The sequence below is a fragment of the Streptomyces sp. NPDC055287 genome (assembly GCF_053646035.1).
On sequence record NZ_JBSHNE010000006.1, the window covers coordinates 63,120 to 85,896 of the forward strand.

At 70.7% G+C, this 22,777-nt stretch carries 18 protein-coding genes; 9 read left to right on the plus strand and 9 right to left on the minus strand.

Annotated elements, in window-relative coordinates; translation table 11 throughout:
- Window positions 1-19 precede the first annotated feature (19 nt).
- Together ACWIHY_RS12080 and iolC are read right to left on the minus strand one after the other, a co-directional pair.
- Entirely contained in the window at window positions 20-886 is an 867-nt protein-coding gene (locus ACWIHY_RS12080; RefSeq protein WP_454375767.1) for a Cgl0159 family (beta/alpha)8-fold protein, read from the minus strand.
- Between the two features lie 14 nt (window positions 887-900).
- The gene (gene iolC, locus ACWIHY_RS12085; RefSeq protein ID WP_454375532.1) at window positions 901-2,034 is read right to left on the minus strand and encodes a 5-dehydro-2-deoxygluconokinase; all 1,134 of its coding nucleotides are present in this window, start codon (window positions 2,032-2,034) and stop codon (window positions 901-903) included.
- Window positions 2,035-2,160: 126 nt separating this feature from the next.
- On the opposite strand from iolC, the gene ACWIHY_RS12090 reads away from it, so the two are divergent.
- From ACWIHY_RS12090 to ACWIHY_RS12100, 3 genes are all read left to right on the plus strand, one after another.
- Window positions 2,161-3,072, plus strand: coding sequence for a sugar phosphate isomerase/epimerase family protein (locus ACWIHY_RS12090; RefSeq protein WP_454375533.1), 912 nt, complete (start codon window positions 2,161-2,163; stop codon window positions 3,070-3,072).
- Between the two features lie 235 nt (window positions 3,073-3,307).
- Window positions 3,308-3,505 carry a helix-turn-helix transcriptional regulator gene (locus tag ACWIHY_RS12095; protein ID WP_454375534.1) on the plus strand — a complete coding sequence of 66 codons (198 nt, stop codon included), beginning with the start codon at window positions 3,308-3,310 and terminating at the stop codon, window positions 3,503-3,505.
- A 140-nt stretch (window positions 3,506-3,645) separates the two neighbouring features.
- Window positions 3,646-4,071 carry a hypothetical protein gene (locus ACWIHY_RS12100; RefSeq protein ID WP_454375535.1) on the plus strand — a complete coding sequence of 142 codons (426 nt, stop codon included), beginning with the start codon at window positions 3,646-3,648 and terminating at the stop codon, window positions 4,069-4,071.
- A 189-nt stretch (window positions 4,072-4,260) separates the two neighbouring features.
- Here ACWIHY_RS12100 and ACWIHY_RS12105 read toward each other — a convergent pair whose 3' ends face one another.
- Window positions 4,261-6,591, minus strand: a complete 2,331-nt coding sequence (locus ACWIHY_RS12105) for an MMPL family transporter (protein WP_454375536.1) — start codon at window positions 6,589-6,591, stop codon at window positions 4,261-4,263.
- A 143-nt stretch (window positions 6,592-6,734) separates the two neighbouring features.
- On the opposite strand from ACWIHY_RS12105, the gene ACWIHY_RS12110 reads away from it, so the two are divergent.
- The 3 genes from ACWIHY_RS12110 to ACWIHY_RS12120 all read left to right on the plus strand — a co-directional run bounded on the left by ACWIHY_RS12110 (window position 6,735) and on the right by ACWIHY_RS12120 (window position 10,416).
- Window positions 6,735-7,466 (plus strand): TetR/AcrR family transcriptional regulator, encoded by a 732-nt coding sequence (locus ACWIHY_RS12110; protein ID WP_454375537.1) that lies wholly within the window; start codon window positions 6,735-6,737, stop codon window positions 7,464-7,466.
- Between the two features lie 129 nt (window positions 7,467-7,595).
- Entirely contained in the window at window positions 7,596-7,904 is a 309-nt protein-coding gene (locus ACWIHY_RS12115) for a heavy-metal-associated domain-containing protein (RefSeq protein WP_454375538.1), read from the plus strand.
- 172 nt (window positions 7,905-8,076) lie between these two features.
- The gene (locus ACWIHY_RS12120; RefSeq protein ID WP_454375539.1) at window positions 8,077-10,416 is read left to right on the plus strand and encodes a heavy metal translocating P-type ATPase; all 2,340 of its coding nucleotides are present in this window, start codon (window positions 8,077-8,079) and stop codon (window positions 10,414-10,416) included.
- A 329-nt stretch (window positions 10,417-10,745) separates the two neighbouring features.
- On the opposite strand, the gene ACWIHY_RS12125 is transcribed toward ACWIHY_RS12120, so the two are convergent.
- The 5 genes from ACWIHY_RS12125 to ACWIHY_RS12145 all read right to left on the minus strand — a co-directional run bounded on the left by ACWIHY_RS12125 (window position 10,746) and on the right by ACWIHY_RS12145 (window position 17,942).
- Window positions 10,746-12,035, minus strand: a complete 1,290-nt coding sequence (locus ACWIHY_RS12125; protein ID WP_454375540.1) for a citrate synthase — start codon at window positions 12,033-12,035, stop codon at window positions 10,746-10,748.
- Between the two features lie 196 nt (window positions 12,036-12,231).
- Window positions 12,232-14,499, minus strand: coding sequence for an SF1B family DNA helicase RecD2 (gene recD2, locus ACWIHY_RS12130; RefSeq protein ID WP_454375541.1), 2,268 nt, complete (start codon window positions 14,497-14,499; stop codon window positions 12,232-12,234).
- A gap of 301 nt (window positions 14,500-14,800) precedes the next feature.
- Window positions 14,801-15,628: a sugar phosphate isomerase/epimerase family protein gene (locus ACWIHY_RS12135; RefSeq protein ID WP_454375542.1), complete on the minus strand. Its 828-nt coding sequence runs from the start codon at window positions 15,626-15,628 to the stop codon at window positions 14,801-14,803.
- Window positions 15,625-16,794, minus strand: coding sequence for a dihydrodipicolinate synthase family protein (locus ACWIHY_RS12140; RefSeq protein WP_454375543.1), 1,170 nt, complete (start codon window positions 16,792-16,794; stop codon window positions 15,625-15,627). Before ACWIHY_RS12140 ends, ACWIHY_RS12135 begins: the two co-directional genes overlap by 4 nt.
- Window positions 16,791-17,942: a Gfo/Idh/MocA family protein gene (locus ACWIHY_RS12145; RefSeq protein ID WP_454375544.1), complete on the minus strand. Its 1,152-nt coding sequence runs from the start codon at window positions 17,940-17,942 to the stop codon at window positions 16,791-16,793. The genes ACWIHY_RS12140 and ACWIHY_RS12145 overlap by 4 nt, the downstream gene beginning before the upstream one ends.
- Window positions 17,943-18,037: 95 nt before the next feature.
- Between ACWIHY_RS12145 and ACWIHY_RS12150 the strand changes: the two genes are divergently transcribed.
- Entirely contained in the window at window positions 18,038-19,114 is a 1,077-nt protein-coding gene (locus ACWIHY_RS12150; protein WP_454375545.1) for a LacI family DNA-binding transcriptional regulator, read from the plus strand.
- A 734-nt stretch (window positions 19,115-19,848) separates the two neighbouring features.
- On the opposite strand, the gene ACWIHY_RS12155 is transcribed toward ACWIHY_RS12150, so the two are convergent.
- On the minus strand, window positions 19,849-20,685 hold the full coding sequence (locus ACWIHY_RS12155; protein WP_454375546.1) for an ABC transporter substrate-binding protein: 837 nt from the start codon (window positions 20,683-20,685) through the stop codon (window positions 19,849-19,851).
- A gap of 86 nt (window positions 20,686-20,771) precedes the next feature.
- Here ACWIHY_RS12155 and ACWIHY_RS12160 point away from each other — a divergent pair, with 86 nt between their 5' ends.
- Together ACWIHY_RS12160 and ACWIHY_RS12165 are read left to right on the plus strand one after the other, a co-directional pair.
- Window positions 20,772-21,701: a bifunctional helix-turn-helix transcriptional regulator/GNAT family N-acetyltransferase gene (locus tag ACWIHY_RS12160; RefSeq protein ID WP_454375547.1), complete on the plus strand. Its 930-nt coding sequence runs from the start codon at window positions 20,772-20,774 to the stop codon at window positions 21,699-21,701.
- Window positions 21,698-22,480 (plus strand): sugar phosphate isomerase/epimerase family protein, encoded by a 783-nt coding sequence (locus ACWIHY_RS12165; protein WP_454375548.1) that lies wholly within the window; start codon window positions 21,698-21,700, stop codon window positions 22,478-22,480. The genes ACWIHY_RS12160 and ACWIHY_RS12165 overlap by 4 nt, the downstream gene beginning before the upstream one ends.
- Window positions 22,481-22,777: the final 297 nt, after the last annotated feature.

A 22,777-nucleotide genomic window follows, 5' to 3' on the forward strand; every position in this document is an offset into this window, starting at 1 on the left:
CCTACCCGTAGGCCTCGCGCTACAGCAGTCCCACGGCCGTGTCGACCGCACCCGCCACGTCCCCGTCGGCCGGATAGAGCAGCGACCGGCCGACGACCAGCCCCTGGACGGTCGGCAGCCGGAGCGCCTTGCGCCACTTCTCGTACGCCGCGTCCTGGTCGGTGCCGACCTCGCCGCCGAGCAGCACGGCGGGGAGCGTGGAGGTCTCCATGACCCGCGCCATGTCGTCCGGGTTCTCCGTCACGGGGACCTTCAGCCAGGTGTACGCCGAGGTGCCGGCGAGGCCGGAGGCGATGGCGATGGAGCGGGTGACGGCGTCGGCAGTCAGGTCGTTGTGGACTTTGCCGTTCACGCGGCGGGAGATGAACGGCTCGACGAAGACCGGCAGCCGGCGTTCGGCCATGGCGTCGATGGTGCGGGCGGTGGCGTGGAGGGTGTCCAGCGAACCGGCGTCGTCGTAGTCGATGCGCAGGAGCAGCTTGCCCGCGTCGAAGCCGCGGCGCTCCAGATCCTCGGCGCGGGGGCCGGTGAAGCGGTCGTCGAGTTCGAAGGCGGCGCCGGCCAGGCCGCCTCGGTTCATGGAGCCGATGACGATCTTGCCGTCGAGGGCTCCGAGGAGGAGCAGGTCGTCGAGGATGTCGGCGGCGGCCAGCACGCCGTCGACGCCGGGGCGGGAAAGCGCCAGGCAGAGCCGTTCCAGCAGGTCGGGACGGGCCGCCATGGCGAGTTCGTGGTCGCCGACGCCGAGGGCGCCCCGGGCCGGGTGGTCGGCGGCGATGATCATGAGGCGTCCGCCGGCGCCGATCAGGGGTCTGCGGGGGCGGCGGGCGGCGGCTTCGGCGATCGCTTCGGGGTGGCGGGTCCGTACCCGTACGAGGTCGGAGATGCGCAGGCCGGTGGTCACGACGTGGGCTCCTGCGCGGGGACCCGGCCGTCGACGAGGACGTGGTCGACCTCTGCGGGGCGAGGCATGGCGGACGAGCAGGCGAGGCGTGAGGCGACGATGGCGCCGGCCGCGTTGGCGTACCGCATGACCTGATCCAGCTCCCAGCCGGCCAGCAGGCCGTGGCACAGGGCCCCGCCGAAGGCGTCGCCGGCGCCGAGGCCGTTGAGCACCTCGACCGGGACAGGCGGCACTTCGGCCGTCTCACCGTTGCTGCGCATGGCCAGCACGCCCTTGGGTCCCTGCTTGACGACGGCGAGTTCGAGACCGGCGGCGAGGAGCGCGCGGGCGGCGGCGTACGGCTCGCGCTCCCCGGTGGCGACCTCGCACTCGTCGAGGTTGCCGACGGCGACGGTGGCGTGGCGAAGGGCCTCGGCGTAGTACGAGCGGGCCCGGACGGAGTCGGGGCGGCCGGGGCCGGCCGGCCCCACTCCGTCCGCCCCGGGCGCCCCGTCCGCCCCGTCCGCCCCGGGCGCCCCGTCCGCCCTGGGCGCCCCGGGGGTCTCCGGGGTCTCGGGGGTCTCGGGGGTCTCGGGGGTCTCGGGGGTCTTCCAGAACATGGGCCGCCAGTCGAGGTCGAAGACCGTAATACCACCCGGGTCGCTGCGCGCTTCGAGCGCCGCGAGCGTCGCCGAGCGGCTCGGCTCCTCGCACAGACCGGTGCCGGTCATCCAGAAGATCCGCGCCGAACGGATCGCGTCCAGGTCGAGTTCCTGGGCCCGCAGCTCCAGGTCCGGCGCCTTCGGCTGCCGGTAGAAGTAGAGCGGGAAGTCGTCCGGCGGGAAGATCTCGCAGAACGTCACCGGGGTCGGCAGGTCCGCGACCCCCGTCACCCAGCGGTCGTCGACGCCGAACTCCCGCAGCTGCTGGTGGAGATAGTCGCCGAAGGGGTCGGCCCCGGTGCGGGTGATGACGGCCGTACGCCTGCCCAGCCTGGACGCCGCGACCGCCACGTTCGTGGCCGATCCGCCGAGGAACTTGCCGAACGCGTCGACCTGCGCCAGCGGGACCCCGGCTTGCAGCGGATAGAGGTCCACCCCGATCCGGCCCATCGTGATCAGGTCGTACGGCTCGTACGAGTTGGGCAGCATGCGCGTCCCTCCGGTCCGGCGACTGCCCCCAGGTCTAGTGGGCTCCGCCGCGCCCTGTCAACACTTTGTCCTTACATTCGGACGAACGCTTGACACCTTTCCCGGGCGGCCGGAAAGCTGGCGCCCATGACCTCTCCCGCACCTGCGCCGACCCGCATCCGGGTCGGATCCGCCCCCGATTCCTGGGGAGTCTGGTTCCCCGAAGACCCGCGACAAGTGCCCTGGGAACGCTTCCTCGACGAGGTCGCCGAGGCGGGGTACCCCTGGATCGAACTCGGCCCGTACGGCTATCTCCCGACCGATCCCGCCCGCCTCACCGACGAAACGCGCCGCCGGGGCCTGTCCGTATCGGCGGGCACGGTCTTCACCGGGCTGCACCGCGGGCCGGAGGTCTGGGACGCCACCTGGCGCCACGTCGCCGATGTCGCCGAGCTGACCAGGGCCATGGGCGCGGAGCACCTGGTCGTCATCCCGTCGTTCTGGCGGGACGACAAGACCGGCGCAGTACTGGAGGAGCGCACACTGACGGCCGCTCAGTGGCGCACGCTCGCCCGGCAGACCGAGCGGCTCGGGCGCGAGGTGCGTGAGCGGTATGGGCTGAAGATCGTCGTCCACCCGCACGCGGACACCCACATCGACAGCGAGGAGAACGTCACCCGTTTCCTGGACGCGACCGACTCCACCCTGGTGTCGCTCTGCCTGGACACCGGCCACTACGCGTACTGCGGCGGGGACAGCGTCAAGCTCATCGAGACGTACGGAGAGCGGATCGGCTACCTCCACCTCAAGCAGGTGGACCCGGCGATTCTCGCCGAAGTCGTGGCGAGCGAAGTGCCGTTCGGGCCCGCCGTGGGGCGGGGCGTGATGTGCGAGCCACCTGCCGGAGTGCCGGCACTGGAGCCCGTGCTGGCGGCGGCCCGGCGGCTGGACGTGGACCTGTTCGCCATCGTCGAGCAGGACATGTACCCGTGCCCGCCGGACAAGCCCTTCCCCATCGCGCGGCGCACGCGCCACTTCCTGCGCTCCTGTGGCGCCTAGCCCCAAGGGCCCCCAGGCGCCTCGGACCAGGCATCACACACGTCACATTTATTGAACTCCTGTCACACATGTCTCCGTTACGCAGATCTTCCGTCACAGGCATACGACAGCCCCTCCCCGATCGCCACTCTGCGTCGTTCAACGGACACAGGCTGAGTGATCGCCAGCGTTCGCGCCCCAGCCCCCGCGACGGCCCCCCGGCCGCCGCTGAGGCGCACGCAGGGAGGTGCCACAGATGACTGACCGCAAGCTCTGGTCGTACAAGGAGATCGCCGCGCACATCCGGGTCCAGCCGGACACCGTGCGCTCGTACCGAAAGCACGGGTTGCTTCCCGCGCCCGACCACGTGGAGAGCGGCAAGCCCTACTGGTACGCGGAAACCATCCGCACCTGGGTCTCACGCCGGCCGGGCAACAGAGGCCGCAAGGACTAGAGCCGGACGGCGTCGGCCTCCGCGATCACCCCGATCACCCCGATCACCCCGATCGTCCCCAACCGGAGACCGGCGCCACATTCGGCCGCCCGCGCCGCTAAATGCCGCTTTCGCTTCACCTGTGCATCGATACACCACACATGCAGACATCTCCCGCCATCTCCTTTCTGGTATGCCGCGCCACTCATTTGCGGGGCTATTTCACGAGGGCAAAACTGCACGTCAGGGGGATTCTGTGGCGTCGAAGTGTGCACTGGGAGGAGACCCCGGAATATATTGCCGGGCGGCCTGCGGGCGTGATTGCATCCGCTGCGGAAACCCCACCGCATTCAATGAAAGGCCGAGTAATGCGCGAGAACTTCACCTCCGAGGTCGAGACCGGCGAGCTTTCCGACAGCGCGCTGGACAGCATTTCCGGTGGTACGGCCGGCGTCAGCGCCGATGTCGCCGGTCACGGTGCCTGCGTGAGCGTCGGCGACGTGGCCGGGGCTGCCCAGTCCCTCGCGGCCACCCTTCCCCTTTCGCAGGTCACCGGCCTCGTCTCGGTGCAGACGACCGGCATCTGACGGCGACGCGGGAGCATTGCTCGACCCGCCGGTACAGGTGAATACCAGTAGGTCTGCGTGAACCCCGGAACCCTGGAACTCCGGTTCCGGGGTTCACGCATGCATGTCGGCGAGGTCGTGCTCCACGAGTGGGACGAACCCAACCGCAGTCGGCCCGGACCTGGACTTCGCCCCGCAGCCGGCCCGGACCTAGCCGTCCACCGTGACCCGGTCCCGTCCGTCCGGGTCCGGAACACGCTCCGAGGTCGCGGACCCGCCCGCGGACTCGGCCGGGACCTCGGCCTCACGGCCCCCCGGACCGCTGCCCTCGCTCCCGCCACCGCCCTCGCTGACACCGAACCGGTCGTGGAAGCGGCGCAGCGGCCCCGGTGCCCACCAAGTGGCCCGCCCCGTCAGCTTCATCACCGAGGGCACCAGCAGGCTGCGCACCACCATCGCGTCCATCAGCACCGCGAGCGCGATCCCGAGCCCCAGCATCTTGGTGTTGGTCACCCGTGAGGTACCGATGCCCACCATCACCACGGCCAGGATCACGGCCGCCGCGGTGATCAGCCCGCCGGTGCGCCGGAGACCGAAGCGCACCGCGTGCTCGTGGTCCCCCGTGCGGTCGTACTCCTCCTTGATCCGGGAGAGCAGGAAGACGCCGTAGTCCATGGAAAGCCCGAAGGCTACGCAGAACATCAGCACCGGCAGTGTCGTCTCGATGTCGCCGGTGGAGGTGAAGGCCAGCAGACCGGAGAGGTTGCCGTCCTGGAAGACCCAGACCACGGCCCCGAACATCGCCGTGAGGCTGAGGGCGTTGAGCACCACGGCCTGAATCGGTATCAGCACACTGCCGGTGAGCAGGAACACCAGCAGCAGGGTGACCGTCACGATGATCCCCAGAGCCATGGGCAGCCGGTCGCCGATGGCGGCCTTCGAATCCTCCAGTACGGCGGCCCGGCCGGTCACCGAGGTGTCGAACGGAGCCGGCTCGTCCCGCAGGTCGTGCACGAGCCGCTGGGCCCCCTCCCCCACGGCCTCCCCCTCGGGCAGCACGGTGAAGTAGGCGGACGTTCCGGTGCGCACCGGCCCGTCGACCCGCAGCGCACCGGGGAGCGCGGCTATCCGCTCGCGGTAGGCGGCATACTGCTCCGGCGTACCGCGTCCCTCGGCCAGCACCTCGAGTCCCCCGTCGGGGCTGCCCGGGAAGCCGTCCCGGATCTGTTGCTGCACGACGTGGGACTCGGCCGACGACGGCAGCTGCCGGTCGTCCGGCGTCCCGAACTTCACGCCCAGGAACGGCAGTCCGAGCAGCACGAGACCAGTGATGGTGACGAAGGCGAAGAGCGGTGCACGCCGCATCACCAGCGAAGCCGTACGCGCCCAGCCCTTCCCGGACTCCTCCGGCAGCCCCGACGACTGCCCCGACGACTGCTCCGGCAGCGACCCTGACTCCCGTGACGTACCGGCCCGTCCGCGCCGCAGGAGGCGGCGCAGGTCCAGGGAGTTGACCCGGTGCCCCAGCAGCATGAGCGCGGCCGGAAGCAGGATCAGCGCGGCCGCCGCCGCCAGCAGCACGACCGCGATGCCGGCGTAGGCGAAGGAGCGCAGGAAGTACTGCGGGAAGACCAGCATCGCCGCCAGCGACACGGCGACCGTCAGCGCGGAGAACAGCACCGTGCGCCCAGCGGTGCGAAGCGTCGTGCCGACGGCCTCGCGGGTCTCCGCCCCCGCCGCCAGCTCTTCCCGGAACCGGCGCACGATGAAGAGCGCGTAGTCGATGGCGAGTCCGAGTCCGAGCGCCGTGGTGAGGTTCTGCGCGAAGACCGAGACGTCGGTGAACTCCGTGATGCCGCGCAGCACGGCGTTCGTCCCGAGGATCGCGACGATTCCGACGCCCAGCGGCAGCAGGGCCGCGATCGCGCTCCCGAAGACCATCACCAGCAGTACGAGTGTCACCGGCAGGGCGATCATCTCGGCCCGCAGCAGGTCCTCCTGGATGATGGTCGTCATCTCGTGCTGCACGGCGACGGGCCCGCCGATCGACACGTCCACGGGGCCGTGCTTCCCCCCGTACTCGGGTGCTATCCGAGCGAGAACCTCCGACGCGGCTTTCTCGTCCCCCTCGATCCGGGCGGCGATCAGCGCCTGCCCACTGTCCTCGGCCCGCAGCGCGGGCGAGCCCGTCGACCAGTACGACCCGACGCCCGTGACGTCCTTCTCGGCGGCGAGCCGCTCGCCCAGCCGTTTCGCTTCCGCCGCGACCGCCGGATCGTCCACCTTCGCGCGCCCGCTGTCCACGAGCAGCAGCAGGTTCGGCTGGGAGGCCGGGAACTCCCGCTCCAGGGCCTCGGTCGCGTACGTCGACTCGGCGGCCGGGTCCTCCCAGCCGCCGCTGCCCATCCGGTCGGCGACCCCGCTCCCCGCGAACACGGCGAGCGCCGTGATCACCAGGGCGACCAGCAAGGACAGCTTCGGCCGCGCGGTGACGAACCGGGTCCATCCCCCCACCCCGGGCGGGTTGTTGACTTCGGACATGGTGCGGTGTCCCCTTCACCGTGACCTGTGGCACAGGTCGCCCATTGCCATAGACTGGCAAACACGAGCCATCGCTCGCATTGCTCAAGAATGCGAGCGCACACTCGCGTTTGTCAACCACTCCTTGAAAGCTGGGGATTCACGTGCCGGACACCGGGAGCGCCGAAGGCGTCGAAAGCGCCGCGAGGACGAAGAGCGCCACGCCGACCGAAGCGACGGCGGCCTCCGAAGCGACCGAGGACGCGGCGAAGCCTCGCCGCCGTCAGGCTCGCGGCGAGCGCCGCATCGCCCAGCTCCTCGACGCCGCCGCGAACGTCTTCGTCACGTCCGGCTACACCGCCGCCAGCACCAACGCCATCGCCCGCGAGGCCGGCGTCTCCCCCGGCACGCTCTACCAGTTCTTCCCGAACAAGGAGGCCATCGCCGTCGAGCTCGGCGGCCGGCTCCTCCAGGAATGGAACGACTCCCAGAAGGGCGCGCTCACTCCCGAGAATCTCGCCCTGCCCCTCCCCGAGCTGCTGGACGCCTATCTCGACCCGCTGATCAGGTTCAACGTCGAGAACCCGGCCTTCGCCGTCCTCACTCAGGCCCCCGGCAGCCCCGGTCAGCTCGCGCAGGAGTTCAACGCCCTGCACTCCGCCCTGCTCGCCCGCATCGAGGGACTCCTCGCCGGATTCCTCCCCGGCACACCGGCCGCCGACCTCTCACGCGTGGCGAACATGACCTTCGCCGTGTTCCAGGCCGGGCTCATGCTGGTCCTCGGTCACGAGGGCACGGAACGCGAGGGGTACGCCGCCGAGTTGAAGACCACCCTGCAGCGCTACTTGGACCCGGTCATCGGCGACTGCGCGTTCACGGACACCGCCACGGAGTGAGCCGCCGCGGCGAGCCGCTCGCCTTTATACCCCCTAGGGGTATAGTCTTGGCAGCGTCAGAAGCCACGGCATCCCCCGCGGCTTTCTGCGGCACCACGACTGCGCAAGCCTTCGAGAGGGAGAACCGACATGACCGCCGAGACGAAGACCGAGGCCCCCGCGACCGGCTCCTGCTGCTCGCCGTCCGGCTCCTGCCACGACTCCTCGGCCGAGGCCCAGGTGGGCGCCGTCACCACCGTCTACCAGGTGAGCGGGATGACCTGCGGCCACTGCGAGGGCGCCGTCGCCGGCGAGGTCTCGGAGATCCCCGGAGTCACCTCGGTGAAGGCGGTCGCCTCCACCGGCCAGGTGACGGTCGTCTCCGATGCGCCGCTGGACGTGGAAGCCGTACGTGCGGCCGTCGACGAGGCCGGTTACGAGCTCGTCGGCCAGGCCTGAGACAGGGGCCCGAGGACCGCGCGAAGACGCGAACCACCGGAACCACCCACACGAGCCGAACCACCCGAACCACCCGACCAGCAACACCCGCACCGCCTTCCCCGGCCGGGCCGTACCGGACCAGTTCATACTGGCTTCCGTACGGCCCGGCCCGCTTTCCTGGAGCGAGAAGATGACCAGCACAGCGCACGAGGCGCCCGCCCAGACGCCGACGCAGACGCCGACGCCGAGCCGGGCACCGGCCGTGGACACCACCCAGGTCGAGCTCACCATCGGCGGCATGACCTGCGCCTCCTGCGCCGCCCGCATCGAGAAGAAGCTCAACCGGATGGACGGTGTCTACGCCACCGTCAACTACGCGACGGCGAAGGCCAAGGTCAGTTACGCCGCCGGGGTGGGCGTCGCGGACATCGTCGCCACCGTCGAGAAGACCGGCTACACCGCCGAGGAGCCCCCGCCGCCCACCGCGCCCCCCGCCCAGCAGGCACCGGCCGGGCGCCGGCGCGACCCGGCGCTCGATTCCTTGCGGCAGCGCTTCCTCGTCTCGCTCGTGCTCTCCGCCCCCGTCGTCGTACTGGCGATGGTCCCCTCGCTCCAGTTCGACAACTGGCAGTGGCTCTCGCTGACGCTCGCCGCGCCGGTCGTCGTCTGGGGCGGGCTGCCGTTCCACCGCGCCACCTGGACGAACCTGCGCCACGGCGCCGCCACCATGGACACCCTCGTCTCGGTCGGCACCCTCGCCGCTTTCGGCTGGTCACTGTGGGCCCTGTTCTTCGGGCACGCGGGCATGCCCGGCATGCGCCACGCATTCGAGTTGACCGCGTCACAGCGCACCGACGGCGCTTCGGCGATCTACCTCGAAGTCGCCGCGGGTGTCGTCACGTTCATCCTCCTCGGCCGCTACCTGGAAGCGAAGGCCAAGCGACGGGCGGGCTCCGCGCTGCGCGCGCTCATGGAGCTCGGATCAAAGGACGTGACGGTCCTGCGAGGCGGTACGGAGGTACGCATCCCGGTCGGCGACCTAGCCGTCGGGGACCACTTCGTCGTACGCCCCGGCGAGAAGATCGCCACCGACGGCACCGTCACCGAAGGCTCCTCGGCCGTCGACGCGTCCATGCTGACCGGCGAATCCGTGCCGGTGGACGTGACCACCGGGGACACGGTCACCGGCGCCACCGTGAACGCCGCCGGCCGGATAGTCGTCGAGGCCACCAGGGTCGGCGCCGACACCCAGCTCGCCCGGATGGCCCGTCTGGTCGAGGACGCCCAGAACGGCAAGGCGCAGGTGCAGCGCCTTGCCGACCGCGTCGCCGCGGTCTTCGTGCCGGTCGTCCTGCTCATCGCACTCGGCACGCTCGTGACGTGGCTGCTGCTCACGGACGACCCGACCGCCTCCTTCACGGCGGCTGTGGCGGTGCTGATCATCGCGTGCCCGTGCGCCCTGGGGCTGGCCACACCGACCGCGCTCATGGTCGGCACCGGGCGCGGCGCCCAGCTCGGCATCCTGATCAAGGGCCCGGAGGTGCTGGAATCGACCCGCCGCGTGGACACCGTCGTGCTCGACAAGACCGGGACGGTCACGACGGGGCGGATGGAGCTCCAGGACGTCGTCCCGGCGCCCGGCACGGACGAGACCTTGCTGCTGCGCCTGGCCGGCGCGCTGGAGCACGCCTCCGAGCACCCGGTCGCGCGCGCCGTCGCGGCAGGCGCCGCCGCGCGGACCGGGCCGCTTCCCGGCGTGGAGAAGTTCGAGAACGTGGCGGGGCTCGGGGTGCGCGGTGTGGTCGACGGGCGCGAGGTGCTCGTCGGCCGGGAGGCGCTGCTCGCCGAAGCGGGCGTGGAACTGCCGCGTGAGCTGGCCGAGGCCAAGGCGGCCGCGGAGGCCCGGGGGCATACGGCGATGGCCGTGGCCTGGGACGGGTCGGCGCGCGGCGTCCTGGCCGTCGCCGACGCGGTCAAGGAGACCAGCGCCGAGGCGGTGGCGCGGCTGCGCGAGCTCGGCCTCGCCCCGGTCCTGCTGACCGGCGACAACCGGGCGGTGGCCGAGTCGGTGGCCCGTGCGGTCGGGATCGGCCCGGCTGAGGTGTACGCCGAGGTCCTGCCGCAGGACAAGGTCGACGTGGTGAAGCGACTGCAGGCCCAGGGGCGCCGCGTGGCGATGGTCGGCGACGGCGTCAACGACGCGGCGGCGCTGGCCACCGCCGATCTCGGGCTCGCGATGGGTACGGGTACGGACGCTGCCATCGAGGCGGGCGATCTGACGCTCGTTCGTGGAGATCTGCGGGTGGCGGCGGACGCGATCCGGCTGTCCCGCCGCACACTGAGCACCATCAGGGGCAACCTGTTCTGGGCCTTCGGCTACAACGTCGCCGCCCTGCCGTTGGCGGCCGCCGGGCTGCTCAACCCCATGATCGCCGGATTTGCGATGGCGTTTTCCTCGGTGTTCGTAGTGACAAACAGCCTCCGGCTGCGTACCTTCACAGGACGCACACAAAGTGACTCACGTCACTGAGATTTGAGGGTAACCATTCGGCCGGCTCGCGAGTCTAAGTGGGCGATGCCAAGAACGTCTTGGGGGACGTTCGCGGATATGTCTTGGGGGACATTCCGGGCAAGCGTTGGCCGGGGCACGTGCACCGGGGAGCTTTGAGCGGCCCTCCCGTACGTACGCGTCCCGGCAGACCGCGTGTGGAGCTTCTGCACCCAACAGACGCCCGGCCGGATCCCGTGGGGGGAATCCGCTCCGGGAAAAGGGAAGCGCCCCGCCTTGTCGACCCGTGGGGGGATCGGCAGCGGGGCGCTTTCCGCTTTTCAGCGGGTGACGCGGTGGGGCAGGGTCGCTCAGCGGCCCTCGACCGGGACGAAGTCGCGCAGGACCTCGCCGGTGTAGATCTGGCGCGGGCGGCCGATGCGGGAGCCCGGCTCCTTGATCATCTCGTGCCACTGGGCGATCCAGCCCGGGAGACGGCCCAGCGCGAAGAGCACCGTGAACATCTCGGTCGGGAAGCCCATGGCCCGGTAGATCAGGCCGGTGTAGAAGTCGACGTTCGGGTAGAGCTTGCGCTCCACGAAGTAGTCGTCGGCCAGCGCGTGCTCTTCGAGCTTGAGCGCGATGTCGAGCAGCTCGTCGTCCTTGCCCAGGGCGGAGAGAACGTCGTGCGCCGCCGCCTTGATGATCTTCGCGCGGGGGTCGAAGTTCTTGTAGACGCGGTGCCCGAAGCCCATGAGCTTCACGCCGTCTTCCTTGTTCTTCACCTTGCGGATGAAGTTGTCGACGTCGCCGCCGTCGGCCTGGATGCCCTCGAGCATCTCCAGCACCGACTGGTTGGCGCCACCGTGCAGCGGGCCCCACAGGGCGCTGATGCCGGCGGAGATCGAGGCGAACATGTTCGCCTGCGAGGAGCCGACCAGACGCACGGTGGAGGTCGAACAGTTCTGCTCGTGGTCCGCGTGCAGGATCAGCAGCTTCTCGAGCGCCGCGACCACGACCGGGTCCGGCACGTATTCCTGCGCCGGGACCGAGAAGGTCATGCGCAGGAAGTTCTCGACGTACCCGAGGTCGTTGCTCGGGTAGACGAAGGGGTGGCCGATCGACTTCTTGTACGCGTACGCCGCGATGGTCGGAAGCTTGGCAAGAAGGCGGATCGTCGAAAGATGACGCTGCTTCTCGTCGAACGGGTTGTGGCTGTCCTGGTAGAACGTCGACAGCGCACTGACCACAGACGACAGCATGGCCATCGGGTGCGCGTCACGCGGGAAGCCGTCGAAGAACCGCTTCACGTCCTCGTGCAGCAGCGTGTGCTGGGTGATCTCGTTCCTGAAGGCGGCGAGCTCGTCGACCTTGGGAAGCTCACCGTTGATCAGCAGGTACGCCACCTCGACGAAGGTGGAGCGCTCGGCCAGCTGCTCGATGGGATATCCGCGATAGCGCAGAATGCCCTGCTCACCGTCGAGGTAGGTGATCGCGGATTTATAGGCGGCTGTATTGCCGTATCCGCTGTCGAGAGTCACCAGACCGGTCTGAGCCCGGAGCTTCCCGATGTCGAAGCCCTTGTCGCCGACGGTGCTGTCGATCACCGGGTAGGTGTACTCGCCATCGCCGTACCGCAGTACTACAGAGTTGTCGCTCACGTCATCCCTCACCGACGTAGTGCCTCTTCTTCGAGGTGCCCTGACTGTCTCTACCATCCCCCATTTGGCTCAGCAGAGTGCACTCGGGGTCGGCCATTAGGCCCATTCGCGGCACTCAGTGCCGCCAACCTGCTCATCCTGCCCCCTTACCCCCGGTTCTGGAAGTCGAGCGAGACGTTTGCCATGAACAGTCCCCCTATGGGGCGGTCTGGCGCCCGGGGCGGCTCCTCACGATCCGCCCGGCGAGCCGGTGATCCAGTGCCGTACACCGCCTGCCTGCGGAAACGGTGCGAACGGCCTGGCCGATCGCCTTGCGCGAGCCGACGAGCACGACGAGCTTCTTCGCCCGGGTGACCGCCGTGTAGAGCAGATTGCGCTGGAGCATCATCCAGGCCCCGGTGGTGACCGGAATCACCACCGCCGGATACTCGCTGCCCTGCGAGCGGTGGATCGTGACGGCGTACGCGTGCGCCAGCTCGTCCAGCTCGTCGAAGTCGTACGGAACCTCCTCGTCCTCGTCGGTCAGCACCGTCAGGCGCTGGTCGTCCAGGCTGAGCGAGGTGACCACGCCCACGGTGCCGTTGAAGACCCCGTTCTGTCCCTTGTCGTAGTTGTTGCGAATCTGGGTCACCTTGTCTCCGACGCGGAACACCCTGCCGCCGAACCTCTTCTCCGGGAGGTCCGGCCTCGCGGGTGTGATCGCCTGCTGGAGCAGCCCGTTGAGCGCGCCCGCGCCGGCCGGACCGCGGTGCATGGGGGCCAGCACCTGGATGTCGCGCCGCGGGTTGAGGCCGAACTTGGCGGGGATGCGGCGGGCGGCCACGTCGACCGTGACCCGTCCGGCATCCTCGGTCTCGTCCTCCACGAAGAGGAAGAAGTCCGGGAGGCCCTGGGTGATCGGCTGAACACCGGAGTTGATGCGGTGCGCGTTCGTCACCACGCCCGACTGCTGGGCCTGGCGGAAGATCCGGGTGAGCCGGACGGACGGCACCGGCCCCCCGTCGGCGAGAAGGTCACGCAGCACCTCCCCGGCCCCCACCGAGGGCAGCTGGTCGACGTCGCCCACCAGCAGCAGGTGCGCGCCCGGCGCGACGGCCTTCACCAGCTTGTTGGCCAGCAGCAGGTCGAGCATGGATGCCTCGTCCACGACGACCAGGTCGGCGTCCAGCGGGCGGTCCCTGTCGTACGCCGCGTCGCCGCCGGGCTTCAGCTCCAGCAGCCGGTGCACGGTGGACGCCTCGGCCCCGGTGAGCTCGGCCAGGCGCTTGGCCGCGCGGCCGGTGGGGGCCGCCAGTACCACCTTGGCCTTCTTGGCGCGGGCCAGCTCCACGATGGAGCGGACCGTGAAGGACTTGCCGCAGCCCGGGCCGCCGGTCAGCACGGCGACCTTCTCGGTCAGCGCCAGCCTGACCGCCGCCTGCTGCTCGGGCGCCAGCTCCGCGCCGGTACGCCCGGCGAGCCAGGCCAGGGCCTTGTCCCAGGCCACGTCCCGGAACGCGGGCATCCGGTCCTCGGGGGCGCGCAGGAGGCGCTGGGTCTGCGCGGCCAGGGACACCTCGGCCCGGTGGAAGGGGACGAGGTACACGGCGGTGACGGGATCCCCTTCGCCGCCTTCCGCGGGCGGCACCTTTTCCCGTACGACGCCTTCCTCCGCCGCCAGTTCGGCCAGGCAGTCGATGACCAGGCCGGTGTCCACCTGGAGCAGCTTCACGGCGTCGCTGATCAGCTGCTCCTCGGGGAGGTAGCAGTGGCCCTGGTCGCTGGACTGCGACAGCGCGTACTGGAGGCCGGCCTTGACGCGCTCCGGGCTGTCGTGCGGGATGCCGACGGACTGGGCGATCTTGTCGGCGGTGAGGAAGCCGATGCCCCAGACGTCGGCGGCCAGGCGGTAGGGCTCGTTCTTGACGACCGAGATGGAGGCATCGCCGTACTTCTTGTAGATGCGCACCGCGATGGAGGTCGAGACCCCCACCCCCTGGAGGAAGATCATGACCTCCTTGATGGCCTTCTGTTCCTCCCAGGCCGCCGCGATCATCTTCGTCCGCTTCGGGCCGAGCCCCGGCACCTCGATCAGCCGCTTCGGCTCGGTCTCGATCACGTCCAGGGTGTCGACGCCGAAGTGCGTGGTGATCCGGTCCGCCATGACCGGGCCGATGCCCTTGATCAGTCCGGAGCCGAGGTAGCGACGGATGCCCTGGATCGTGGCGGGCAGCACGGTGGTGTAGTTCTCCACGGTGAACTGCTTGCCGAACTGGGGGTGCGAGCCCCAGCGCCCTTCCATGCGCAGCGACTCGCCGGGCTGCGCGCCGAGCAGGGACCCCACGACGGTGAGGAGATCGCCACCGCGCCCCGTGTCGACCCGGGCGACCGTGTAGCCGTTCTCCTCGTTGGCGTAGGTGATCCGCTCCAGGACCCCTTCGAGCACCGCCTGGGCCGCTGCCGGAACCGCTGCTGCACTGGACATGATCCGACGCTACAGCCGGGGTCCGACAGTGCGGGAGCCGTGCGGACAGCCCTCGTGCGGACAACGCCCGGCGGAGAGTGAATTGGGAGAGGAAACCAAGGAGGCCCGGTCCGTCGACCGGGCCCCTCAGATCCCTCCCCTACAGGCCTCCCTGAATCCCCCCGGATCCCCTCCCAGAAGCCCTGATGCCAAGTAGGACCCGCGGAGTGCCGGAACGGTTGCACAGAGATTTGGATTTATTTGACGAGGACACAAGATGTCGGTGAATGATCAATCCTTGATCACAACCGGAGCATTTCGATCATGCCGGAAGGGCGTGCGTGACGTAGCGGTCCGCCACCTCTGCCAGCACTTCCGCGCCGTCCCGGGACCAGAGACCCTCGTTGAAGATCTCCACCTCGATCGGGCCCGCGTAGCCGGCCGCGTCCACCAGTTCGCGGAAGCGGCGGAAGTCGATCACGCCGTCGCCCAGTTGCCCCCGGCCCAGCAGCACGCCGGCCGGCAGCGGCGTGATCCAGTCCGCCAGCTGGAAGGCCGCGACGCGCTCGCCCGCGCGGGCGATGTCCGCCGCGACGCGGTCGTCCCACCACAGGTGGTACGTGTCGACCACCACGCCCACGCGCTCCACCGGGAATCGCTCGGCGAGGTCGAGAGCCTGGCTCAGGGTCGACACCACGCAGCGGTCCGAGGCGAACATCGGGTGCAGCGGTTCGACGGCCAGGCGCACGCCCCGTTCGGCGGCGTACGGAGCCAGCTCGGCCAGCGCGTCGGCGATGCGCTCGCGCGCCCCGTGCAGGTCGTGGTGGCCGGGCGGCAGGCCGCCCGCGACCAGGACCAGGGTCGCGGTGCCGAGCGTGGCGGCCTCGTCGACGGCCCGGCGGTTGTCGTCCAGGGCCGGAGCGCGGTCGGCGCCCACGCCCGTGAGGAAGCCGCCCCGGCAGAGGCTGGTGACGGCCAGCCCCGCGTCCCGCATCAGGCGTGCGGCACGCTCGACGCCGTACTGCTGGACCGGAGCGCGCCACAGTCCCACGCCCGGGACACCCCCCTCGACGCACCCCTCGGCCAGCTCGGGCAGCGACCACTGCTTGATGGTCTCCTGGTTGAGGGAGAGTCTGGAAAGGTCGCTCACTGGTCCACTCCGTGCAGGGTGAGGAGGGTCTTCATACGGGCTTCGGCAAGGAGCGGGTCCGGGAACAGGCCCAGACCGTCGGCCAGTTCGTACGCCCGGGAGAGGTGCGGCAGCGAGCGGGCCGAGTGGAGGCCGCCGACCATCGTGAAGTGCGACTGGTGGCCCGCGAGCCAGGCGAGGAGGACAACGCCCGTCTTGTAGAAGCGGGTCGGGGGCTCGAAGAGGTGGCGTGACAGCTCGACGGTGGGGTCGAGGAGCGCGCGGAAGGCCTTCGCGTCGCCCGCGTCGAGCGTACGGACCGCTTCCGCCGCCAGGGGCCCCAGCGGGTCGAAGACGCCGAGCAGGGCGTGGCTGAACCCCTGGTCGTCACCCGCGATCAGCTCGGGGTAGTTGAAGTCGTCGCCCGTGTAGCAGCGCACGCCCTCGGGCAGACGGCGGCGCAGGGCGGTCTCGCGCCGGGCGTCCAAGAGCGAGACCTTGATGCCGTCGACCTTGCCGGGGTGCGCGGCGACGACCTCCAGGAAGGTCTCCGTGGCGGCGTCCAGGTCCGTACTGCCCCAGTAGCCGTCGAGCTCCGGGTCGAACATCGGGCCCAGCCAGTGCAGAATCACCGGCTCGCCCGCCTGGCGCACGAGGCGGCCGTACGTCGCCAGGTAGTCCTCGGGGCCGCGGGCGGCCGCCGCGAGCGCCCGGGACGCCATGAGGACGGCACGGGCGCCGGCCGACTCGACGAGGGCGAGCTGCTCCTCGTACGCGGCGGTGACGGCCTCCAGAGTGGCTTCACCGGGCGGCAGTTGGTCGGTGCCGACGCCGCACGCGATCGCGCCGCCGACCGCCTTCGCCTCCGCGGCGGAGCGGAGGACGAGTTCACGTGCCCCGGGCCAGTCGAGGCCCATGCCGCGCTGCGCGGTGTCCATCGCCTCGGCCACCCCCAGACCGTGCGACCACAGGTGGCGGCGGAAGGCGAGCGTGGCGTCCCAGTCGACGGCCGCGGGAGAGTCGGGTGACACGTCGGCGTACGGGTCGGCCACCACATGAGCCGCCGAGTAGACCGTGCGGGAGACGAGGGGGGCGCCGTGGGGTGCGAGAGCGAGGTGATCGGTGCGGGGCTCGTAGGTGCGGTGGCCGTGACCGCCGGGTCCGCCGTGGGGGAGTCTGATCGTCACAGGGACAGCTCCGGTACGTCGTAACGGCGGCCCTCCGCCGATGATCTGAGGCCGAGCTCCGCGAGCTGTACGCCGCGGGCGCCGGAGAAGAGGTCCCACGTGTACGGCTCGTCGAGCGCCACGTGGCGCAGGAACAGCTCCCACTGGGCCTTGAAGCCGTTGTCGAACTCCGCGTTGTCGGGGACTTCCTGCCACTGGTCGCGGAAGGAGTGCGTGACGGGGAGGTCCGGGTTCCAGACCGGCTTGGGGGTCGCGCTGCGGTGCTGCACGCGACAGTTGCGCAGGCCGGCGACCGCCGATCCGTGCGTTCCGTCCACCTGGAACTCGACGAGTTCGTCGCGGTTGACGCGGACCGCCCAGGAGGAGTTGATCTGGGCCACCACGCCGCCCTCCAGCTGGAAGATGCCGTACGCGGCGTCGTCGGCGGTGGCGGCGTACGGCTTGCCCTGCTCGTCCCAGCGCTGCGGGAGGTGCGTCGTGACGTGCGCCTGGACGGTCGTGACGCGGCCGAACAGCTCGTGCAGGACGTACTCCCAGTGGGGGAACATGTCGACGACGATGCCGCCGCCGTCCTCCGCGCGGTAGTTCCAGGAGGGGCGCTGGGCGTCCTGCCAGTCGCCCTCGAAGACCCAGTAACCGAACTCTCCCCGGATGGACAGGACCTCGCCGAAGAAGCCGCCGTCGATCAGGCGCTTCAGCTTCAGCAGGCCCGGGAGGAAGATCTTGTCCTGTACGACGCCGTGCTTGATGCCGGCGTCCCTGGCGAGGCGGGCCAGGCCGAGGGCGGCGTCGAGACCGGTGGCCGAGGGCTTCTCCGTGTAGATGTGCTTGCCGGCGGCGACGGCCTTCTTGACGGCCTCCTCGCGGGCGGACGTGAGCTGCGCGTCGAAGTAGATGTCGATCGTCTCGTCGGCGAGGACCGCGTCGAGGTCCGTGGACCACTCGGCGAGGTGGTGGCGTTCGGCGATCTCCCTGAGCGCGTGGTCGCGGCGGCCGACCAGGACGGGCTCCGGCCACAGGACCGTGCCGCCGCCGAGATCCAGGCCGCCCTGCTCGCGGACGGCGAGTATCGAGCGGACGAGATGCTGCCGGTACCCCATCCGGCCCGTGACGCCGTTCATGGCGATGCGCACTGTCCTGCGTGTCACGAGAGTTCCCTCCGTACGGCCGTAGCAAGCGCTTTCTATACGCTATGAAGCTAGCCTGCGGGCAGCGGCCCGTACAAGACCCGGAGGACGACCAGATGACAGTGACCTTGGCGGACGTGGCGGCCCGCGCGCAGGTGTCCCCGGCCACGGTTTCCCGTGTGCTCAACGGCAACTACCCGGTTGCCGCCACCACCAGGGAGCGGGTACTGCGCGCGGTCGACGAGCTCGACTACGTGCTGAACGGGCCGGCCAGCGCGCTTGCCGCCGCGACGTCCGATCTCGTCGGGATCCTGGTGAACGACATCGCCGATCCCTTCTTCGGGATCATGGCCGGGGCTGCTCAGTCGCAGATCGGTGGGTCGGAGGGGGCGGGCGCGGGGCGGGCCGGCGGGGAGAAGCTCGCGATCGTCTGCAACACGGGGGGATCGCCCGAGCGGGAACTCACGTACCTCACGCTGTTGCAGCGCCAGCGCGCCGCCGCCGTGATTCTCACCGGGGGCGCGATCGAGGACCCCGAGCACTCGGCGGCGGTCGCGGCGAAGCTCGCGAAGCTCGCGGACGGGGGTGCACGGGTGGTGCTGTGCGGGCGCCCGCCGTTGGCGTTGCCGGGGGGCGGGGAGGCGGTGGCGGCCGCGCTGGCGTTCGACAACCGGGGCGGGGCGCGGCGGCTCACCGAGCATCTGCTTGCGCTGGGGCACCGGAGGATCGGATACGTCGCCGGGCCGGTGGAACGTACGACCACCCGGCACCGACTGGAGGGGCACCAGGAGGCGATGGTGGCGGCCGGGCTGGGGGGCACGGTGGAACCCCTGACGGTGCACGGACCTTACGACCGGCGGTCCGGGTACGACGCGACGCTGGAGCTTCTGCGGCGGGAGCCGGAACTGACGGCGGTCGTCGCGGCGAACGACACGGTGGCGCTGGGGGCGTGCGCGGCGTTGCGGGAGCAGGGGCGGAGCATCCCGGACGACGTATCGGTGGCGGGCTTCGACGACCTGCCGTTCTCGGCGGACGCGATGCCGGCACTGACGACCGTACGGCTGCCGCTGTACGAGGCGGGGGCGCGGGCGGGGCGGCTCGCGATGGGACGGGAGGCGGCGCCTCCGGGGGGTATCGCTGCGGTGCCGGCGGAGCTGATGGTGCGGGGGTCCACGGCGGTCGCGCGGGGTTGACGTGTGGGGCGGGGCCTCGGGCTCGTGCGGGGCCGGGCAGGCGCCGCGAGCCCCTTGGGGCGGCGCCACGAGCCAGGGCGGGGGTGGGTGGTGCCCCCCCCGCGTGTCCCAGGTCTTCACTCCGGTGGGCCGAAAGCCGAGGACCCTCTGCGGCCGGTGCCGGCCCGGCCGAGGTGCTTCGTGTGCGGCAGGACGCTGGTCTCGCCCGGCCCGTGCCCGGAGGACTGGGCAGGCCCGCATCGGGCCGGCGGCGTAGCACGAGGGACATGAGCGATGTGCACCTTCTTGCGGTCCCTGCCGTCGCCGTTTCCCCGCCCGCGGGGCGCTGGAGCTGCTGGGCCTTGACGCCAGGGTGCTCCAGGTTGTGGCCCGGGAGATCGTGGTCGTCCCTGGAGAGCGCCCACGGAAAGGGCGACGACGAGGGCTCGAACGGACCGCATGGAGTTCCTTCTTTCTCGGGTGAAAGGAAATTACTCTCCTGGCGATGCGCCAGCGAAGGGCGGCACGGACGGTTACGCGTTCAGTGGGTCGAAGGGGCCAAGTTCGCGATTTTCCGTCTGTCTGGCGGCGATTCGTCGCACTTTTCGGAGGAGCTGCGACCGCCACGGCGAAGCGTGCGCGTCGTTCGACAGGAACCCGTCGAGAGGTAACCCCAGCGGCTCGGTTGGCCGTTGCACCATCGCCGACAAGCCGGGTGACCGGCTTGTCCCCGACACCGGCGGTGGCCGGTGGTGTCAGCGAACCGTCAGCGCCGCGGCCATGCGGCTGAAGAAGCGGGCGTGAGCCGCGCTGCTGGCCGGGAGTTCCGGATTCCAGGGGATCACGCGGGCGTTGCCCAGGCCGGCGGGATCGAGGGGCGTCGCGTTGGCGCGGGTGTCCGCCAGGACGATCCCCGGTACGAGCGACGCCGCTTCGGGCCAGGCGACGGTGGACCAGTTCGCGCCGTCCCCGGCGGGCGGTTCGACGAGGCGTACTCCCAGTCCGGCAAGGGCGCGCAGATCGGGCCAGGAGCCGGGGCGGGCGAGGTGGACCTCGTCGCCCGCCGGGGACAGCGCCAGGACGTGGGGCGCGTCGGCCGTCGCGGCGCTGCGGAGCCGCTCGCGTGCCGCGTCCAGGTCGACCGGGGGCTCCGCACCGCCGAGTGAGGCCGCCAATGCGGCGAAGCGTCCGCGGATCGTGTCGAGCGAACGGTCCTGCCCCACGTCCAGTACGACCACCGGCACCCGCTCCTCGAGGTGCTTCGCGGCGTCCGGCTCGATGCCGTACACCTGGCCGTTCTTGTAGCTGACAGCCACGACGAGGTCCGCTCCGGCGGAGAGGAGGCGGTCGGGGTCGAAGGAGGCGCCGGCACCGAAGTACCTGACTTCGCCGAGCGGGAGGTGGGCGGACTTGGCGCGGTCGGGCGCGTCACCGTCGTGGTACGAGCCGAAGATGCCCAGCGGAAGTAAGCCGTGGTCCCAGAGCGTCGCTCCGGCCTGGATGTAGGCGACGACCCTGGTGGGCCACCGGAGGGCGGACGACACCTGTCCGCGGTCGTCGCCGAACTGCCATATCGCGTCTGCTGCTGTCATGGCCGAGTACTGCCCCACCGGGAGCTTCCGTACGCGGCCGACCTGGCGCTACTGTTGACTCAGTCAAAGAAAACCTGAGGTGGATCATGGCCGTCCAGGAAATCCGCGCGTTCAACCGCTTCTACACGAACCTGATCGGCGCGCTGGACTACAGCCGGCACCTGTACACGCCGTACACGCTGACCGAATCGCGCGTCCTGTACGAGCTCGCCCACTCCGCGCGTACGGACGCGGCCGACCTGCGCGGCCAGCTGTCGCTGGACGCCGGGTACTTGAGCCGTCTGCTGGCGAAGTTCGAGCGGGACGGGCTGATCGAGCGCGGGCCGTCGGAGGACGACGCACGGCGCCAGCGGGTCACCCTCACGGGCAGGGGGCGGGAGGCCGCGGCGCTGCTCGACGAGCGGTCGCGCGAGGCGGTGGGTTCCCTGCTGGCGGGCGTGCCGCCACGGGAGCGGCCGCGCCTGACCGGGGCGATGCGCACGATCCGGGAGCTGCTCGGCGCGAACGCCGGAGGCGCGCGGCCGGTGCTGCGGGAGCCGGTGCCGGGCGACCTCGGGTGGATCGTGCAGCGGCACGGCGCGCTGTACGCGGCCGAGTTCGGCTGGAACGCCGAGTTCGAGGGCTTGGTCGCCCGTATCGTCGCCGGCTTCGCCCAGGATCACGATCCGCACCTCGAACGGGTCTGGATCGCCGAGATCGACGGCTGCCCCGTGGGTTCGGTGATGTGCGTACGGGACGACGCCCCCGGTGCGGCGCGGCTGCGCCTGCTGCTGGTCGATCCGCAGGCGCGCGGCCACGGTCTGGGTGACCTGCTGGTCCGAACGGTGATCGAGTTCGCTTACGAGGCGGGCTACCGGGAAGTCGTGTTGTGGACGAACGATTCGCTGGCGGCGGCACGGAACATCTACCGGCGCGCCGGTTTCACGCTCGTCGCCGAGAAGCCGCACCGCTCGTACGGAGCGGACCTGGTGGGCCAGGACTGGCGACTGCCGCTTCAGGAAGGAGCATCAACGTGAAGTACGCCTTCTCCACCCTCGGGGTGCCGGGCATGCCGATGAACGATGTCGTAGGGCTGGCGAACGCGACGGGCTACGACGGCGTGGAACTGCGCGCGCACCCCGAGGAGCCGGTCCATCCGGGCATCGGGGCGGAGGAACGGGCGGATCTCGTCGAGGCGTTCGAACGGGCGGGTGTCCGGATCCTGTCGGTGGCGGGGTACGCCCGGGTGGCGGCCCCCGGCGAGGACCAGCCCGTGCACGAGGAGCTGCACGGCCTGCTGGCCCTGGCACGCGACCTCGGCGCGCCGTACGTCCGGGTCTTTCCCGGCGCCGGCGAGGAGCAGGGCCAGGAGGAGGCGGACGCGACGGCGGCCCGGCGCCTCGGGCTGGCGGCGGAGACGGCGGCCGACCTGGGCGTACGCATTCTGCTGGAGACGCACGACTCCCACCGCACGGGCGCGGCGGCCTCGCGCGTCCTGGGACCGGTCGGGCACAAGAACGTGGGTGCGCTCTGGGACGTGATGCACACCTGGCTGGGCGGCGAGACCCCGGCTGCCGCACACGCCGTACTGGCCCCGCATCTCGGATACACCCAGGTCAAGGACATCGCGTCGGCCGACGACACCACCCCGCTGGCGCTGGGGGCGGGCGTGCTGCCGCTGGGTGAGTGCGTCGCGCTGCTCGACGACGACGGGTGGGTGTGCTGGGAGTACGAGAAGCGCTGGTACCCGCAGGCGGCGGACCTGCCGGGCATGCTGGCGGGGGGACGGGAGTACCTCGAGCGGCTGGGGCACTAGCGGCGCCACTCGGGCGGCCGGTCGCACCGGCGTGTTCCGCTTGCGCGGGGGTTGCCGCGTGACCTTCTTCGCCTGGACGCCGGCGCCCTGAGCGGCTACAAGAGGGGGCTTGAAGTGCCCCACCCGGCCCAGCCGGCCACACCCGCACCATTTCGCCGGAATCTACGCATCCGGGGAACCCGTCGGCCGTCCGCTCCGTCCAACCGGCGTACTGCCGGTGAGTCTCCGCAGAGCGGTGTCAGCACGCGCTGTCGGCTGCGATCGCTGACTCCCCTCTCCAACCGCCTGCGGCCGGCA

Excerpts from the sequence above, each read along its gene's own strand:
- iolC (WP_454375532.1), bottom strand. The coding sequence starts at position 2,034 with ATGCTGCCCAACTCGTACGAGCCGTACGACCTGATCACGATGGGCCGG.
- ACWIHY_RS12090 (WP_454375533.1), top strand. The coding sequence starts at position 2,161 with ATGACCTCTCCCGCACCTGCGCCGACCCGCATCCGGGTCGGATCCGCC.
- ACWIHY_RS12095 (WP_454375534.1), top strand. The coding sequence starts at position 3,308 with ATGACTGACCGCAAGCTCTGGTCGTACAAGGAGATCGCCGCGCACATC.
- ACWIHY_RS12100 (WP_454375535.1), top strand. The coding sequence starts at position 3,646 with ATGCAGACATCTCCCGCCATCTCCTTTCTGGTATGCCGCGCCACTCAT.
- ACWIHY_RS12105 (WP_454375536.1), bottom strand. The coding sequence starts at position 6,591 with ATGTCCGAAGTCAACAACCCGCCCGGGGTGGGGGGATGGACCCGGTTC.
- ACWIHY_RS12115 (WP_454375538.1), top strand. The coding sequence starts at position 7,596 with ATGACCGCCGAGACGAAGACCGAGGCCCCCGCGACCGGCTCCTGCTGC.
- ACWIHY_RS12120 (WP_454375539.1), top strand. The coding sequence starts at position 8,077 with ATGACCAGCACAGCGCACGAGGCGCCCGCCCAGACGCCGACGCAGACG.
- recD2 (WP_454375541.1), bottom strand. The coding sequence starts at position 14,499 with ATGTCCAGTGCAGCAGCGGTTCCGGCAGCGGCCCAGGCGGTGCTCGAA.
- ACWIHY_RS12150 (WP_454375545.1), top strand. The coding sequence starts at position 18,038 with ATGACAGTGACCTTGGCGGACGTGGCGGCCCGCGCGCAGGTGTCCCCG.
- ACWIHY_RS12155 (WP_454375546.1), bottom strand. The coding sequence starts at position 20,685 with ATGACAGCAGCAGACGCGATATGGCAGTTCGGCGACGACCGCGGACAG.
- ACWIHY_RS12160 (WP_454375547.1), top strand. The coding sequence starts at position 20,772 with ATGGCCGTCCAGGAAATCCGCGCGTTCAACCGCTTCTACACGAACCTG.